Source organism: Nitratireductor sp. J20-h4, assembly GCF_056780505.1.
This window is the reverse complement of record NZ_CM165557.1, coordinates 3,261,392-3,276,286: the sequence shown is the minus strand read 5'-3', so window position 1 is coordinate 3,276,286 and position 14,895 is coordinate 3,261,392. Positions and strand designations below refer to the sequence as shown.

The following is a 14,895-nucleotide window of genomic DNA, read 5'->3' as shown; positions in this document are numbered from 1 at the left end:
AAACTGGGATACTAGTGTACCAAAAAACGGAGGCAGGCGCGTGCGTCAAGCCTGGCGGTGGTTCGGTCCACAGGACAAGGTTTCGCTGGCGGATGCGCGCCAGGCGGGGGCGTCGTGCGTCGTGACGGCGTTGCACCACATTCCGGCCGGAGCGGTCTGGCACGCCGAGGAGATCGAGGCGCGCCAGCGCGAGGTGGCGTTCCATCCCGACGGCAGCATGACCCATCTCGCTTGGGAGGTGGTGGAAAGCCTGCCGGTTTCGGAGGCGATCAAGACGCAGACGGGCGACTGGCGCGCCGAACTCGTTCACTACAAGCGCAGCCTGGAAAACCTGGCTCGCGCCGGCATCCCGACGATCTGCTACAATTTCATGCCGGTGCTCGACTGGACCCGCACCGAACTTGCCTGGCCGCTCGAAAATGGCGGCACGACGATGCGGTTCGACCTTGCCGATTTCGCGGCGTTCGACATCCATGTGCTGAAACGCCGGGACGCTGCCGCCGACTATGATGCCCAGACCGTGGAGACCGCGAAGGCGCGGTTCAGCGCGCTCGACGAGGCCGGTGCGGAGCGTCTGGCCGCCAACATCACCGCCGGACTACCCGGCGCGGTCGAGCACTGGTCCCTGGAAGGGCTGTCGCGCCATCTCGCCCTTTACGCCGGCATCGACGCCGCGCGGCTGCGGCAGAACCTGATCGATTTCCTGTCGGAGGTGGCGCCGCTGGCGCAGCAGCTCGGGCTGCGGCTGTGCTGTCACCCCGACGACCCGCCGTTCCCGCTGCTCGGCCTGCCGCGGGTGATGTCGACCGAGGCGGATTACCGCGTCGTTCTCGATGCGGTCGACCTGCCCGCCAACGGCGTCACCTTCTGCGCGGGGTCTCTGGGCGCGCGACCCGACAACGACCTGCCGGCGATGGCGGCCCGGCTCGGTCCGCGCATCCATTTCACCCATCTGCGCAACGTACGGCGCGACACCGAGACGGTGCCGTGCTCCTTCCTCGAGGACGAACACCTCGCCGGCCAGACCGACATGGTGGCGGTCGTCGCGGCGCTGCTTGCCGAGGAGAGCCGACGTCGCAAGGAGGGGCGGGCGGACGCCGAGATCCCGATGCGGCCCGATCACGGCCAGGAAATCCTCGACGACCTTACGCGCGGCGCGCAGCCGGGCTATCCGGCAATCGGGCGTCTCAAGGGGCTGGCGGAACTGCGCGGCGTGATGGCGGTTCTCGGTCGTCACCGGCAACGTATATGAGCGCGCGGCTGACCACGCTTGACGATCTTCCGGCCACGGTCCGCATGCCGGGCTTCGAGCGCCGGGAGCGCGGCGCGGGCATCGTCCATCTCGGCGTCGGCGCCTTCCACCGCGCCCACCAGGCGGTCTATACCGACGACGCGCTGGCCCGCTCGGGCGGCGAGTGGATGATTACCGGCGTCAGCCTACGTTCGTGCGATGTCGCCGATTCGATCAATCCGCAATCGGGTCTTTATACCGTGCTGGTGCGCGCGGGCGAGGGGATTTCGGCGCGTGTCGTCGGGTCGATCGCCACGGTGCTGGCCGCGCCGCGCGAACCTGCCGCGGTGATCGACGCGTTGGCCGCGCCGTCGACCCGCATCGTCAGCCTGACCGTCACCGAAAAGGGTTATGGCTTCGATCCCGCGAGCGGAGGGCTCGACCGCACCCGGCCGGAGATTATCGCCGATCTTGCCACGCCAGCCCGGCCAACGAGCGTCGTCGGCTATCTGGTCGCCGGGCTCGTCCGGCGCCGGGCGCGCGGCGCGCCCGGTCTGACCGTGCTGTCCTGCGACAATTTGCCGGGCAATGGCGAGCTGGTGCGACGGCTGGTGCTCGAGTTCGCGCGGGAATTGGATCGCGACCTGGCCGATTGGATCGCCGAGACGGTGCGGTTTCCCTCGACCATGGTCGACCGGATCACGCCGGCGAGCAGCGTGGAAACCCTGGCCGAGGCGGAGCGGGCGACGGGGCGCGTCGACAAGGCCGCGGTGGAGACCGAACCATTTTCGCAATGGGTGATCGAGGACGATTTCGCTGCCGGTCGTCCCGATTGGGAAGCCGGCGGGGCTTTGTTCGTGGCATCGGTCGCGCCCTACGAAAAGATGAAGCTGCGCATGCTCAACGGCGCGCATTCGATGATCGCCTATGCCGGTTTTCTCGCCGGCCACGTGGATGTGCGCGACGCGATGGCGGACGGTGCGATGCGAGTGCTGGTCGAACGGCATTTGCGCGATGCCGCGCGCACGCTGGAGCCGGTTCCCGGGATCGTGTTGCCCGACTATGCCGCGCGGCTGATGGAACGTTTCGCCAATCCCGCGATCGCGCACCGCACGGAGCAGATTGCCATGGACGGCACGCAAAAACTGCCGCAGCGTATTTTCGAGCCGGCGCTCGCGGCCTACGAGGCGGGCTGGTCGCTCGACAGCTACGCCTTCGCCACGGCGATGTGGATCGCCTTTGCGCGCGGCCGCACCGAAGATGGCCTGGCCTATGCGCTGCGCGACCCGCGCGCGCCGGCGCTGGCGGCGGCGACCGACGGCGAAACCGGCGATGCAGGCGCGCTCGTCGATGCCGTCGTCGGGCTCGACGGGCTCATGCCGACGCGGCTGGCGCAGGCCCGTCCCTTTCGCGACGCGGTCGCGACCAAGCTGGCGCGTGTTGTGGAAGAAGGGATCGCAGCGGCGATAGAGCGAGAGGCGATGCCATGCCGCGCGTGAAACATGTCCCGCACGGCTTCGATCTCGCCGCGGCGCTGGCCGGCATCGAGATCGATCGCGCGCAACCGATCGCCAGGCAGCTCTATCTGGCCCTGCGCCAGCGCATCGTCGACAGCCGGCTTCCCGCCGGAACGCCGATCCACGAGAGCGATATCGCAGCCTTGTGCCTGGTCTCGCGCACACCCTTGCGCGCCGCCCTGCAGCAACTCGCCAGCGAAGGGCTGGTCGTGACCCGTCCGCAGGTCGGCTCGATCGTGGCCGAGCGCGACCGCGCCCGATTTCTGGAGGCGCTTTTCATCCGCGCGGCAATCGAAGGACGGATCGCGCGGCGGCTGGCGCAGACCGGTCTCGACGAAAACCGCCTGGCGCCGGTCCTGGCGCGCCAGGAAGCGGCGGCACGCGTCGACGACTACGTCACCTTTTTCGAGGCCGACGAACTGTTTCACGAAGTTCTGGCCGACATGGCCGGGGTGCCCGGCGCCTGGCAACTCGCCCAGACGGTCAAGGCGCATGTCGATCGCGAGCGCTTCATCTTGATGTCATCCATCCATGGCCGCTCACAGCGCGCCTTCGACGATCATATGCGTATACTGGCGGCGATCCGCTCCCAGGATGCCGATCGAGCGGAGGCCGAAATGGTCGGCCATATCGAGACGGTCCTGAACGCGTCGGGACCTTGACAGCGGCACGGGGTAGGTGCTCAGATTGTATCTTATATAAGATATAAGAGTACAATCTCGACGCATCGCAGCATGCGACCCCGACCGTCCAACTCAGCGTGCATCGATCAGGGAGGAAGTCATGAAATCGAGACATCTGCTTTCCGGAATTGCCTTCGCGGCGCTTGTCGCTGCGTCGTCCGCCTCGGCGGCCGAACTGCGCTTCGCCTGCTATCAGGATGGCGTGGAATGCGACGCCTGGGCCGAACAATTCAAGGCGTTCGAGGCCGAAAATCCCGGCACGACCGTCGCCGTCGACGTGGTGCCCTACAAGTCGATCGTGGAGAGCCTGCCGCTGCAGCTCGCTTCGGGCGAAGGCCCGGACCTCGCCCGCGTGACCGATCTCGGCGGACTGGCCAAATATATGCTCGACGTGACGCCCTATGTCGCCGACGCCGCCAAGCTGGAAGAGCAATACGGCAAGACGCTCGCCTGGACCCGCGTCAACGGGCCAGACGACAAGGGCATCTATGCCATCATGGACCAGCAGACAGCGACCGGGCCCTTCGTCAACAAGACGCTATTCGATCAGGCCGGCGTCGACATGCCGGGCGAGGGCGCGACCTATGAGGAGTGGGCGGCGGCGGCCAAGAAGGTGGCCGAGGCGACCCAGACCCCCTATCCGATGGCGCTCGACCGCTCGGGCCACCGCTACGCCGGACCGGCGATTTCCTACGGGGCGAAGCTGTTCGACGACAAGGGCGATCCGATCACGGTCGATGACGGGTTCCGCGCCTTTTCCGAGCAGTTCGTTGCCTGGAACGAGGACGGCACCGTGGCCAAGGAAGTGTGGGCCGGCGCGGGCGGCGCGACCTATCAGGACGCCGCCAAGGAATTCACCAACGGTTCGCTGGTGATGTATCTGTCCGGTTCCTGGCAGATCGGCCGTTTCGGGCGCGATATCGGTGACGCCTTCGACTGGGTGGCCGTGCCGGCGCCTTGCGGTCCCGGCGGTTGCACCGGCATTCCCGGCGGCGCGGCGATCGCCGCCTTCAAGCATACCAAGGCGCCGGAGGAACTGGGCAAGCTGCTCGATTTCATCGCGCGCGAGGACGTGCAGGCCAAGGTTTTGGCCAAGACCAAAAACATTCCCGCCAACCAGGCGCTGCAGGTCAAGGGCATCGACTACGAAAACGCCACCGACGCCGAAAAGGCGGCCCTGACCGCGTTCGGCAACGCGCTTGCCGGGTTTTCGCCGGTCGCCTTCCAGTTCCAGGGCTACAAGAACAACCGCGCGATCATGAACGCCACGGTGACCCGCATCACCCAGGCGATCGTCGGTGAACTGTCCTTGGACGAAGCGCTGGACCGCATCGACGCCGACGTGAAGGAAGCGGTCGCGGCAGCCCAGTAACCCGATCGCCCGGTCCGTTCGCCGACCTTTGCCCCGTCTTGGGTGAGGCCGGCGACGGAACGTCTCGTCCGCCCGGAAAAGCGGGCGGGCGGCGGCGCCCGAGAACCCATGCCACGAGGCGTACGCGATGCTCGCACCTGTGACGACGGCAGCATCCTACCTCTACCGGGCAGCCTTCGAGCTGTTCGAACGACCGATGCTGGCCATTCAAAAGATGACCGGCGCGCAGAAGATCGCGTGGGTGTTCCTGCTGCCCAATCTCCTGATTTTCGGCCTGTTCACCTTTTTGCCGATCTTCCTGAACTTCTTCTACGCCACCTCCGGCAGCGACCGCATCCTCTTGTCCGAGCGGCCTTATGTCGGGCTGGAGAATTTTTCCTCGCTGCTTGCCTGCGAAAACTATCTCGACCCCAATAGCTGCCAGCGCGACATTTTCTGGCGCGCCGTGCACAATACGAGCTGGTTTGTGGTGCTGCAGGTCGGGTTCATGATCCTGTTCTCGCTGGTCACGGCGCTCGTGCTGAACCGCAACATTCCGCTGCGCGGCTTTTTCCGCAGCGTGTTCTTCTACCCGGTGCTGTTGTCGCCGGTCGTGGTGGCGCTGATCTGGAAATGGGTGCTGCAGCGCTACGGCGTGCTCAATGCCGGGCTGGAGGCGCAAGGCCTGCCGATCGTCAACTGGCTGGTCGAGGCCGACTGGGCGTTTTTCTGGATCGTGTTCGTGTCGATCTGGGCGCATATGGGTTTCTACACGCTGATCCTGCTTGCCGGTCTGCAGGCGATACCGGCCGATGTCTACGAGGCGGCGGAAATGGACGGCGCGTCGAAATGGCGGGTGTTTTCGAAGATCACCATGCCGCTTTTGATGCCGACCATGGTTGTGGTGCTGGTGCTGTCGCTGATCCGCGCCGTGCAGGCCTTTGACGAGATTTTCGTTCTGACCGGCGGCGGTCCCGGCTCGGCGACGCTATTGCTTTTGCAGTTCATCTACGAGACCGGCTTCGCCTTCCGGCCGCAGCTTTACGGTCTGGCGGCTGCGGCCTCGCTTTTGATGGCGGCGGTACTGATGGTGCTGACGCTGTTGCAATTGCGCGCCGCGCGCGGCCGCGGGGAGGACTAGGCGATGTTGCGCTCCTTCCTGACACGCACGCGCGGCCGCGGCCGGCTCGACCTCACCGACTGGCTGACCTTCGGCTATCTGGCGCTCGCCGGCGTCCTGATGTTCGGGCCGGTCGCCTGGATGGCGCTGTCGTCGTTCAAGACCGAATCCGCGTTGCAGGAATATCCGCCCTCGCTGCTGCCGCTGGCGCCGATCCATGTCGAGGTCGAAGGGTACGAGGAGCCGTTGCAGCTTTTTCGGGTGACGGGCGGCGAGCACGAAGGCAAGCTTCTGGCGCAGGTGCGTCGCATCGGGCTGATGAGCCAGATGGTCGACCCGCAAAATCCGGGCGAGCGGTTGCAGGTCAACATCAACGACCGCGTGCCGGAGCGCGAGTTCGCGCTGGCGGTGGAAAACTATTCCGCCCTGTTCGAGCGGTTCAATTTCGCGCTCTATTTCTGGAACTCGGTCTTCATCACCGTGATCGCAACGGTCATCACCATCCTGTTCAATTCGATGGCGGCGTTCGCGCTGTCGAAATACCGGTTCCGGGGGCGGACCTTCGTCTTCATCCTGATCATCGCCACGCTGATGATCCCGCCGACGATCAATCTCGTGCCGATCTATCTCGTCGTGTCGGAACTGGGCATGGTCAATTCGCCGTGGGGGGTGATCTGGCCGGCGGTGGCGACGCCGACCGGGGTCTTTCTGCTGCGCCAATATATGCTGACCATCCCCGACGATCTGCTCGACGCCGCGCGCATGGACCATGCGTCCGAATGGCGGGTCTACTGGCGCATCGTGCTGCCGCTATCGGCGCCGGCGCTCGCCGTTTTGGTGATCTTTTCGGTGATGTGGCGCTGGAACGATTTTCTGTGGCCGCTGATCGTGCTGACCCGCTCCGAGCAGTTCACGCTGCAGCTTGCGTTGAATTCCTTCCAGGGCGACCTGCAGACCAGCTGGTCGAACCTCCTGGCGATGACGGTGCTGACCCTGCTGCCGATCACGATCGTGTTTGCCTTCCTGCAGAAATACATCACCACCGGCATCGCCCAGTCCGGGGTGAAATGATGCCGACGTCCGGGAAAGAGGTGTGAACGATGGCGGTTCTCGAACTTGACGGACTGATCAAGGATTACGGTGACGTCCGCGCCATTCACGGTGTCGATCTGACGATCGACAATGGCGAGTTCTGCGTCTTCGTCGGCCCGTCGGGATGCGGGAAATCCACGCTGCTGCGCATGATCGCGGGGCTGGAGGAGATTTCCGGCGGCGTGCTGCGCATCGACGGGGAACGCGTCAACGAGCAGCGGGCGTCGGAACGCGGGCTGGCGATGGTATTTCAGACCTATGCGCTCTACCCGCATATGACCGTGCGCCAGAACCTGGCCTTCGGCCTGGAGAATATCCGCACGCCCAGGCCGGAGATCGCGCGTCGCGTCGAGGCGGCGGCGACCATGCTGCAGATCGGTCCCTATCTCGAGCGGCGGCCGAAACAGCTTTCGGGCGGGCAACGGCAACGCGTCGCGATCGGGCGGGCGGTGGTGCGCGAGCCGCGCGTGTTCCTGTTCGACGAGCCGCTGTCCAATCTCGACGCTGAATTGCGGGTCACCATGCGCGGCGAGATCGCAGCGCTGCACCGACGGCTCGGCAACACGATGATCTATGTCACCCACGACCAGGTCGAGGCGATGACGATGGCCGACAAGATCGTGGTTTTGCGCGACGGGCGCATCGAACAGGCCGGCACGCCGCTGGAGCTCTACAACCAGCCGGCCAACAGCTTCGTCGCCGGCTTCATCGGCTCGCCGCGGATGAATTTCGTCGACGTCACCGTCCGCGAGATCCGCGCTGACGGGGTGATGGTGTCGGACGCGGCCGGCAACGACTACCGGGCCGCGGTGAACGCCGACGGGCTGAAGCCGGGCGATGCGGCCGAGCTCGGTATCCGGCCGGATCATCTGATCGTCGGCGACGCGGCCGGCCATGCGGTCACCGTGCAGTCGGTCGAGCAGCTCGGCGGCGAGTCCTATCTTTATTGCGAGACCGGCGCGGGAACGCCGCTGACCGTGCATCTGGCCGGCCAGACCGGGATCCGGCGGGGCGAGACCACCCATGTCGTGTTCAGGCCGGACTATACCCACCTGTTTCGCACGTCGGACGGGCTCGGCATGAAACGGCTGGTGGTCGGAGAAGCGGTGTGATGGGCAGCGTTGCGCCCTGTCGTGCAGGCGGGGCGATGCCGGCGCGCCGCCAAAGCGGAGAGGCCGGCAAGCACCGTCGCCGTCGCCCGTAGCGCCCGTTCGGGCTTTCCTTCACCCAGGATATGTTTGCGCCATGAGTTTTCTCACCACGACCGGGCCCGCCCTTGCGACCGCCTCGGGTCTCGTCGCTCCGCTCGATGCCGGGTTTTCGCTGCGCGTGGAGGCCTTGTCGGACTGGCTGCTGCGGATCGCCGTCATTCCCGAGAACGGGTTTGCCGTCGACCGCACCTGGATGATCGCGCCCGGCGGCGACGTGCCCTGGCCGGGGCGAGACCGACTGTCCGTCGAAGGCTTCGCGCCGCTCGAAGCGCGTCATGATGCGCAAAGCGAAACGACGTATTTCGGGCGGGACTGGCGTGTCGTCGTCCAGCCGGCGCCGCTTGCGCTGACGGTCGAACGGCGCGTGGCCGAAGGCTGGCAATGCGTCGTTGCCGATCGCCCGACCGGCGCCTATCAATGGTTTGCCGGGCGCGGCGTCTTTCGCCATGTCCAGGCCCGGATGCTCGACGAGCGGCATTACGGCCTCGGCGACAAGACCGGCCCGCTCGACCGGACCGGGCGCCGGCTCAGATGCCTGCAGACGGATTCGCTCGGCTACAATGCCGAGACCTCCGACCCGCTCTACAAACATGTTCCATTCGTGATCGCCGAGAAGCCGGGCGGCGCGGCGGCGGGACTGCTCTACGATACGCTCGCCGAGGCGACCTTCGACCTGGGTGCCGAACATTCAAACTACCACCCGCACTACCGGCATGTGGATCTGCAGGAGAAGGGCATGGTGGTGTACGTCGTCGCCGGCCCGAAAGTGCGCGACATCGTTCCCAGGCTGATGGCGCTGACCGGCCAGCCACATTTTCCGCCGCGCTGGTCGATGGGCTTCGCCTTCACCACCATGCATCACGCCGACGCGCCCGACGCGCAGGCCGTCATCACCGGGTTCGCCGAACGCTGCCGCGCGGATGCTATCCCAATCAGCGCCATCCATTGCGGCTCGGGCTACACGACGCGCGCTGACGGACGGCGCTACGTCTTCACCTGGAACGCGCAGAAATTTCCCGACCGCGACGGCTTCTTCGCAAGTCTCGGCGCGCTGGGGTTCCGCACGGCGGCCAATGTGAAGCCGGTATTGCTGACCGAACACCCGGCCTATCCGAGGGCGGCGGGCGAGGGCTGGTTCGTGCGGCGCAGCGACGGCCAGCCCGCCGTCGAGATGTTCTGGGGCGGCGACGGCTCGAGCCTCGACTTCACCAACCCCGCGACCGTCGCGTGGTGGAAGGCCGGCATCACCGCGCAGGTTCTGGACGCCGGCTTCGGCGCCGGCTGGAACGACAACAACGAGTGCGAATTGTGGGACGAGACCGCCACTGTCGACGGATTCGGGCATCGCCTGCCGGCGATCGACATGCGGCCGGTGCATGCGCTGTTGATGACACGCGCAACCTTCGAGGCGACGCGCGAGCACCGGCCGGTCGAACGCCCCTACACGATCAGCCGGGCCGGGCCGATCGGGATCGCGCGTTACGGCGAAACCTGGACCGGCGACAATCGCACGAGCTGGCATACGCTGAAATGGAATCTGCGCCAGGGCCTGTCGATGAGCCTGTCGGGCATGCCGTTCACCGGCCATGATATCGGTGGTTTCGACGGGCCGCGACCCGGTCCCGAGCTTCTGGTGCGTTTCGTGGAGATGATGTCGCTGCATCCGCGCGCGGTGATGAATTCATGGAAGCCGCAGCTCGACGATCCGGCGACGCTGCCGTGGATGCACGCCGAGGTGACGGACGCGGTGCGCGAGGCGCTGAGGTTGCGCTACCGGTTCCTGCCTTATCTCTACCACCTCGCCCACGCCGCCCATCGCGATGGCACGCCGTTGATAACGCCGCTGTTTTATCATTTCGACGAGCCGGAATGCCGGGCCGAGGCGGACTGCTTCATGCTGGGGCCGGACGTCCTGGTCGCGCCGGCGGTCGAGGAAGGCGCGCGGGCGGTGGATGTCTATCTGCCGAGGGTCGAGGGCGGCTGGCACGAATTGCACGGCGAGACGGTTCATGCCGGCGGGCGGCGCGTCTCTATCGATGCGCCGCTCGGCCGGCTGCCGGTGCTGGTGCGCTCGGGCGCGATCCTGCCGCTTGCAACCGACTGGCCGGAGCAGGCGCCGCACGATTTCACTCGGGTCGAACTGACCCTGTTCGCCGGTTCCGGCGCGGGCGCGACGGAGCGGGCGCTGTTTTTCGACGATGGGCTCGGCTGGGGCTATCGCGACCGCGACGCCTCGCTGTTATCGTGCCGGGGCATCTGGGATCGCGACCGCGTCCGCCTGGCAGTCGAGGAAAATTGGAGCGGCAGGGGCCGGCCGGAACTCGGTTTTGTCGGGCGCGGATTGGACGGGCGGCGCCTGGAGGTCGAGACCGCACTCTGAACGCCGATCTGCGGCAAGCGGCCTACTGAACCGCGAAAAAGTCGCGGATCTTCGCCGTCGCGTCGTTGAGCGCGGGCAGAACTTCGCTTTTCAGCTCGGCGACCGACAGCCGGGCGGTCTGGGTGGAGACGTTGATCGCGGCGACGATAGCGCCGTTGCCGTCGCGCACGGGAACGGCGATCGAGCGCAGTCCCGGCTCGAGTTCCTCGTCGATGAGCGTATAACCCTCGTCTTTGGCGGCACGGATCAACGCGGCGAGCGTTTTCGGGTCGGTTCGGGTTTTCGGCGTCAGCGGCTTGAGCTCGGCGCCGGCCAGGAACCGGTCGAGTTCGTCGTCGGGCAGGCTGGACAGCAAAACCCGCCCCATCGAGGTGCAAAAGGCGGGCAGGCGGGTGCCGACCTGCAGGCCGACGCTGAGAATATGGCGGCCGGGCACGCGCGCGACATAGACCACGTTTTCGCCCGACAGCACGGCGGCCGAGCAGGCCTCGCCAAAACGGTGCGAGACGGCGCGCATGAAGGGCTCGGCGAAGGACCACAGCGACGCGTTGCCGAGCCAGGTGCGCGCGACCGAGATCAGCCGCGAGGACAGCCGGAACGTGCGGCCATCCTGGGTCGCATAACCGGCGGCCACCAGCGTGTGCAGGAAGCGGCGCGCGCCGGCACGGGTTATGCCGGCCTTTTCGGCCATCTCGGTCAGGGTCATGCCGGCCGGGTGCGCGGCCAGGATTTCCATCACCGCCAGACCGCGCCCAAGCGAGCCGACGAGGTCGCGCGACTGGGGGTCCGAGAGCATTGACTCAGGCGAGGCATCCATATAACCAGTATCGCACACAAAACAAAGGTTCGCAATACGAACTTTGCTAAGGATGCGACATGGCGACTTTTGTGCCTTTGAAGCAGGCGGTGGCCGACAATCTGCGTGACGGCGATATTGCCGCATTCGAAGGTTTTACGCACCTCATTCCGACCGCTGCCGCGCACGAGGCGATCCGGCAGGGGGTCAAGGACCTGACATTGGTGCGCATGACGCCCGATGTCGTCTACGACCAGATGATCGGAATGGGTTTGGCCAGGAAGCTGGTGTTTTCCTATGCCGGCAATCCGGGCGTCGGGCTTCTTAGGCGCATGCGCGATGCGGTCGAGAACGCCTATCCGCGCCCGATCGAGCTGGAAGAGCATTCGCACGCGGCAATGGCCAATGCCTACGAGGCCGGCGCGGCCGGGCTGCCCTGCGCGATCTTTCGCGGATATCTCGGCGCCGAGCTTTCCCGCGTCAATGCCAATATCAAGCAGGTGACCTGTCCTTTTTCCGGCGAGACGCTGGCCGCGGTCCCCGCGGTGCGGCCCGACGTCACCTTCATCCACGCCCAGAAGGCCGACCGCAAAGGCAACGTGCTGATCGAAGGCATTATCGGCATCCAGAAGGAAGCGGTGCTGGCGGCCAAGCGCGCGGTGGTGACGGTCGAGGAGGTGGTGGAGGATTTTTCCGACCTGCATCCAAACCTGACCATCCTGCCCCATTGGACGGTGACGGCGATCGCGGTGGTGCCGGGCGGCGCGCACCCGTCCTATACGCATGGCTATTATGCCCGCGACAATGCCAGCTATCTGGAATGGGACAGGATCGCCGCCGACCGCGAGCTGTTTCGCGCGTGGATGGACGAAAACGTGATCAAGGCGACGGCGGAGGATTTCGCCGCCCGCGTCGCAACGCTGAGGGCGGTGTGATGAGCGACCGAGACTTCACTCCCAACGAGATGATGACGATCGCGGCGAGCCGCGCCCTGAAGGGCGACGACGTTTGCTTCGTGGGCATCGGCGCGCCGTCGGCCGCCTGCAACGTGGCGCGTCTCACCCACGCGCCGGACATCACGCTGATCTATGAATCCGGAACCATTGGAACCGCGCCCGACGTTCTGCCGCTGTCGATCGGCGACGGGGAATTGTGCGAGACGGCGGTGACGACGGTCTCGGTACCGGAGATGTTTCGCTACTGGCTGCAGGGCGGGCGCATCACCATCGGCTTCCTGGGCGCGGCCCAGCTCGACCGGTTCGGCAATATCAACACCACGGTGATCGGCGATTACGACCATCCCAAGACCCGGCTTCCCGGCGGCGGCGGCGCGCCGGAGATCGCGAGTTCGGCGCAGAAGATCTACATCACCATGGCCCAGTCGAAGCGCGGCATGGTCGACAAGATCGATTTCTACACCTCCTTCGGACATGGCGAGGGCGGCGACCATCGCCGCCGCATCGGCATCGACACGGAGGGGCCGGCACTGCTGATCACCGATCTGGCGATCTGGGAACCCGACCCCGAGACCAAGGAGTTCACCGTCGTCTCGCTGCACCCCGGCGTCAGCCGCGAGCAGGTTCAGGAAACCTGCGGCTGGACGGTGAAATTCGCCGACAGGCTTGACGAGACGCCCGCGCCGACCGCACTGGAACTGAAGACGTTGCGCGACTTGAAGGCGCGCACCGAGGCGGCCCATAAGGGGACGTCCGGTTCCGGCGCGAAGAATGGATCGAAAGATGGCTGAAGCCTTTATCTGCGACTATATCCGCACACCGATCGGCCGCTTCGGCGGGGCACTTTCTTCCGTACGCGCCGACGACCTCGGCGCAGCCCCGATCCGCGCGCTGATCGAGCGCAACGGCACGGTCGACTGGCAGGCGATCGACGATGTGTTTTACGGTTGCGCCAACCAGGCCGGCGAGGACAACCGCAACGTGGCGCGGATGGCGTCACTTCTGGCCGGTCTGCCGATCGACGTGCCTGGCTCGACCGTCAATCGGCTGTGCGGCTCGGGCATGGACGCCGTCACCATCGCGGCGCGCGCCATCAAGGCCGGCGAGGCGGAGATCATGATCGCCGGCGGCGTGGAATCGATGTCGCGCGCGCCCTTCGTCATGCCGAAGGCGGCGACTGCTTTCTCCCGCAATGCGGAAATCCACGACACCACCATTGGCTGGCGTTTCATCAACCCGTTGATGAAGAAGCAGTACGGGGTCGATTCCATGCCGGAGACCGGCGAGAACGTCGCCGAGGCGTTCAACGTGTCGCGCGCCGATCAGGATGCGTTCGCCGTGTGCAGCCAGGCCAAGGCCGTCGCCGCGCAGGGAAACGGCCGGCTGGCCAAGGAGATCGTTCCCGTGACGATTCCTCAGCGCAAGGGCGATCCGGTCGTGGTCGACAAGGACGAGCATCCGCGCGCCGGCACCACGCTGGAGACGCTGGCCAAGCTGGGCACGCCGTTCAAGAAGGAAGGCGGCACGGTGACGGCCGGTAACGCGTCCGGCGTCAATGACGGCGCGGCGGCGCTGATCGTGGCCTCCGAAGCGGCGGCGAAAAAATACGGATTGACGCCGATCGCCCGTATCCTCGGCGGTGCGACCGCCGGCGTGCCGCCGCGCATCATGGGCATCGGCCCGGCGCCCGCGACCAAGAAGCTGTGCGCGCGGCTCGGCCTTCAGCCCGCCGATTTCGATGTAATCGAACTCAACGAAGCCTTTGCCTCCCAAGGCATCGCCGTGCTCCGCGATCTCGGTATTGCCGAGGACGCGGAGCACGTGAACCCGAACGGGGGGGCGATCGCGCTCGGCCACCCGCTCGGCATGTCCGGGGCCCGGATCACCGGCACGGCGGCGCTGGAGCTTCGCGAACGCAACGCCAAGCTGGCGCTGGCGACGATGTGCATCGGCGTCGGTCAGGGCATCGCGATCGCGCTCGAGCGGGTGTGACCGCGCGGCTTGAGCGTCAGGTCGAAGCGGGCGGATCCGCCCCGATCGGGCGGGCGAAATAACGCACCGACTTCACGCCGCCCGGCAGGGCGGCGGCGCCGATCGCCTCAAATCCCATCACGGCATGAAAGGCGTCGGAAGCCGGGTTGGGCGGTTGTTCGTTCACCTCGCAGGTGACCAGCGGATAGCCGCCGGCCGCGGCCTTGTCGAACAGATGGCTGTAGAGCCGCCGGGCGTGGCCCTTGCCGCGCGCGGCCGGGTCGACGACCACCCGGTCGACATAGACGAAGCGCGGGTAGCGCGCCTTGAACCACTGGAAATTGGAACTGTCATAATCGGCATCCTGGTCGAAGGCGATCAGGAAGGCCTCGACCTGGCCGATCCGCCGCGCGCAGAATGCAGCGCCGAGCAGGCGGGTGAGACGTTCCGGTTCGAGAAAGGACAGTTCCACGGCGTGTCGGTTGTTGAGGGCGAGCATTGCCGGTTCGGCCCCGGCGTCGACCGGCAGGATGGGCAGGGATTCGCTGTTCATGAGGACCGGTTTAGAACGGGCCGGCCTTTTGGTG

General features: G+C 66.2%; 13 protein-coding genes. 11 read left to right on the top strand and 2 right to left on the bottom strand.

Annotated elements, in window-relative coordinates; all coding sequences use genetic code 11:
- The first annotated feature begins 40 nt into the window (after window positions 1–40).
- The 8 genes from uxuA to ACT2B0_RS15765 all read left to right on the top strand — a co-directional run bounded on the left by uxuA (window position 41) and on the right by ACT2B0_RS15765 (window position 10,585).
- Window positions 41–1,252, top strand: coding sequence for a mannonate dehydratase (gene uxuA / locus ACT2B0_RS15800; RefSeq protein ID WP_473459078.1), 1,212 nt, complete (start codon window positions 41–43; stop codon window positions 1,250–1,252).
- Window positions 1,249–2,730, top strand: coding sequence for a mannitol dehydrogenase family protein (locus tag ACT2B0_RS15795; protein WP_473459076.1), 1,482 nt, complete (start codon window positions 1,249–1,251; stop codon window positions 2,728–2,730). The genes uxuA and ACT2B0_RS15795 overlap by 4 nt, the downstream gene beginning before the upstream one ends.
- Entirely contained in the window at window positions 2,718–3,410 is a 693-nt protein-coding gene (locus ACT2B0_RS15790) for a GntR family transcriptional regulator (RefSeq protein ID WP_473459074.1), read from the top strand. The genes ACT2B0_RS15795 and ACT2B0_RS15790 overlap by 13 nt, the downstream gene beginning before the upstream one ends.
- Before the next feature lie 121 nt (window positions 3,411–3,531).
- Window positions 3,532–4,803, top strand: a complete 1,272-nt coding sequence (locus ACT2B0_RS15785; protein WP_473459072.1) for an ABC transporter substrate-binding protein — start codon at window positions 3,532–3,534, stop codon at window positions 4,801–4,803.
- Window positions 4,804–4,930: 127 nt separating this feature from the next.
- Window positions 4,931–5,923: a carbohydrate ABC transporter permease gene (locus tag ACT2B0_RS15780; RefSeq protein ID WP_473459070.1), complete on the top strand. Its 993-nt coding sequence runs from the start codon at window positions 4,931–4,933 to the stop codon at window positions 5,921–5,923.
- Window positions 5,924–5,926: 3 nt separating this feature from the next.
- Window positions 5,927–6,973 carry a carbohydrate ABC transporter permease gene (locus tag ACT2B0_RS15775; protein ID WP_473459068.1) on the top strand — a complete coding sequence of 349 codons (1,047 nt, stop codon included), beginning with the start codon at window positions 5,927–5,929 and terminating at the stop codon, window positions 6,971–6,973.
- 29 nt (window positions 6,974–7,002) lie between these two features.
- Window positions 7,003–8,106, top strand: coding sequence for an ABC transporter ATP-binding protein (locus tag ACT2B0_RS15770; protein ID WP_473459066.1), 1,104 nt, complete (start codon window positions 7,003–7,005; stop codon window positions 8,104–8,106).
- 133 nt (window positions 8,107–8,239) lie between these two features.
- Complete coding sequence (locus ACT2B0_RS15765; protein ID WP_473459064.1) at window positions 8,240–10,585, top strand: glycoside hydrolase family 31 protein; 2,346 nt, start codon at window positions 8,240–8,242, stop codon at window positions 10,583–10,585.
- 22 nt (window positions 10,586–10,607) lie between these two features.
- Here the strand turns inward: ACT2B0_RS15765 and ACT2B0_RS15760 are convergent, their stop codons facing one another.
- Entirely contained in the window at window positions 10,608–11,381 is a 774-nt protein-coding gene (locus ACT2B0_RS15760; RefSeq protein ID WP_473459062.1) for an IclR family transcriptional regulator domain-containing protein, read from the bottom strand.
- 80 nt (window positions 11,382–11,461) lie between these two features.
- On the opposite strand from ACT2B0_RS15760, the gene ACT2B0_RS15755 reads away from it, so the two are divergent.
- The 3 genes from ACT2B0_RS15755 to pcaF are packed head-to-tail and all read left to right on the top strand — an operon-like array spanning window position 11,462 to window position 14,329.
- Complete coding sequence (locus ACT2B0_RS15755; RefSeq protein ID WP_473459060.1) at window positions 11,462–12,316, top strand: CoA transferase subunit A; 855 nt, start codon at window positions 11,462–11,464, stop codon at window positions 12,314–12,316.
- Window positions 12,316–13,128 carry a CoA-transferase subunit beta gene (locus ACT2B0_RS15750; RefSeq protein WP_473459058.1) on the top strand — a complete coding sequence of 271 codons (813 nt, stop codon included), beginning with the start codon at window positions 12,316–12,318 and terminating at the stop codon, window positions 13,126–13,128. The genes ACT2B0_RS15755 and ACT2B0_RS15750 overlap by 1 nt, the downstream gene beginning before the upstream one ends.
- A complete protein-coding gene (gene pcaF, locus ACT2B0_RS15745) occupies window positions 13,121–14,329 on the top strand; it encodes a 3-oxoadipyl-CoA thiolase (RefSeq protein ID WP_473459056.1) in 1,209 nt (402 codons plus the stop codon). The genes ACT2B0_RS15750 and pcaF overlap by 8 nt, the downstream gene beginning before the upstream one ends.
- A 16-nt stretch (window positions 14,330–14,345) precedes the next feature.
- On the opposite strand, the gene ACT2B0_RS15740 is transcribed toward pcaF, so the two are convergent.
- Window positions 14,346–14,861, bottom strand: a complete 516-nt coding sequence (locus tag ACT2B0_RS15740) for a GNAT family N-acetyltransferase (protein WP_473459054.1) — start codon at window positions 14,859–14,861, stop codon at window positions 14,346–14,348.
- Between the last annotated feature and the right edge of the window lie 34 nt (window positions 14,862–14,895).

What these genes read in the sequence shown, in the direction of transcription:
- ACT2B0_RS15750 (WP_473459058.1), top strand. Translation starts at nt 12,316, where the DNA reads ATGAGCGACCGAGACTTCACTCCCAACGAGATGATGACGATCGCGGCG.
- ACT2B0_RS15760 (WP_473459062.1), bottom strand. Translation starts at nt 11,381, where the DNA reads ATGCTCTCGGACCCCCAGTCGCGCGACCTCGTCGGCTCGCTTGGGCGC.
- pcaF (WP_473459056.1), top strand. Translation starts at nt 13,121, where the DNA reads ATGGCTGAAGCCTTTATCTGCGACTATATCCGCACACCGATCGGCCGC.
- ACT2B0_RS15755 (WP_473459060.1), top strand. Translation starts at nt 11,462, where the DNA reads ATGGCGACTTTTGTGCCTTTGAAGCAGGCGGTGGCCGACAATCTGCGT.
- ACT2B0_RS15790 (WP_473459074.1), top strand. Translation starts at nt 2,718, where the DNA reads ATGCCGCGCGTGAAACATGTCCCGCACGGCTTCGATCTCGCCGCGGCG.
- ACT2B0_RS15780 (WP_473459070.1), top strand. Translation starts at nt 4,931, where the DNA reads ATGCTCGCACCTGTGACGACGGCAGCATCCTACCTCTACCGGGCAGCC.
- ACT2B0_RS15795 (WP_473459076.1), top strand. Translation starts at nt 1,249, where the DNA reads ATGAGCGCGCGGCTGACCACGCTTGACGATCTTCCGGCCACGGTCCGC.
- ACT2B0_RS15765 (WP_473459064.1), top strand. Translation starts at nt 8,240, where the DNA reads ATGAGTTTTCTCACCACGACCGGGCCCGCCCTTGCGACCGCCTCGGGT.
- ACT2B0_RS15740 (WP_473459054.1), bottom strand. Translation starts at nt 14,861, where the DNA reads ATGAACAGCGAATCCCTGCCCATCCTGCCGGTCGACGCCGGGGCCGAA.
- ACT2B0_RS15785 (WP_473459072.1), top strand. Translation starts at nt 3,532, where the DNA reads ATGAAATCGAGACATCTGCTTTCCGGAATTGCCTTCGCGGCGCTTGTC.
- ACT2B0_RS15775 (WP_473459068.1), top strand. Translation starts at nt 5,927, where the DNA reads ATGTTGCGCTCCTTCCTGACACGCACGCGCGGCCGCGGCCGGCTCGAC.
- ACT2B0_RS15770 (WP_473459066.1), top strand. Translation starts at nt 7,003, where the DNA reads ATGGCGGTTCTCGAACTTGACGGACTGATCAAGGATTACGGTGACGTC.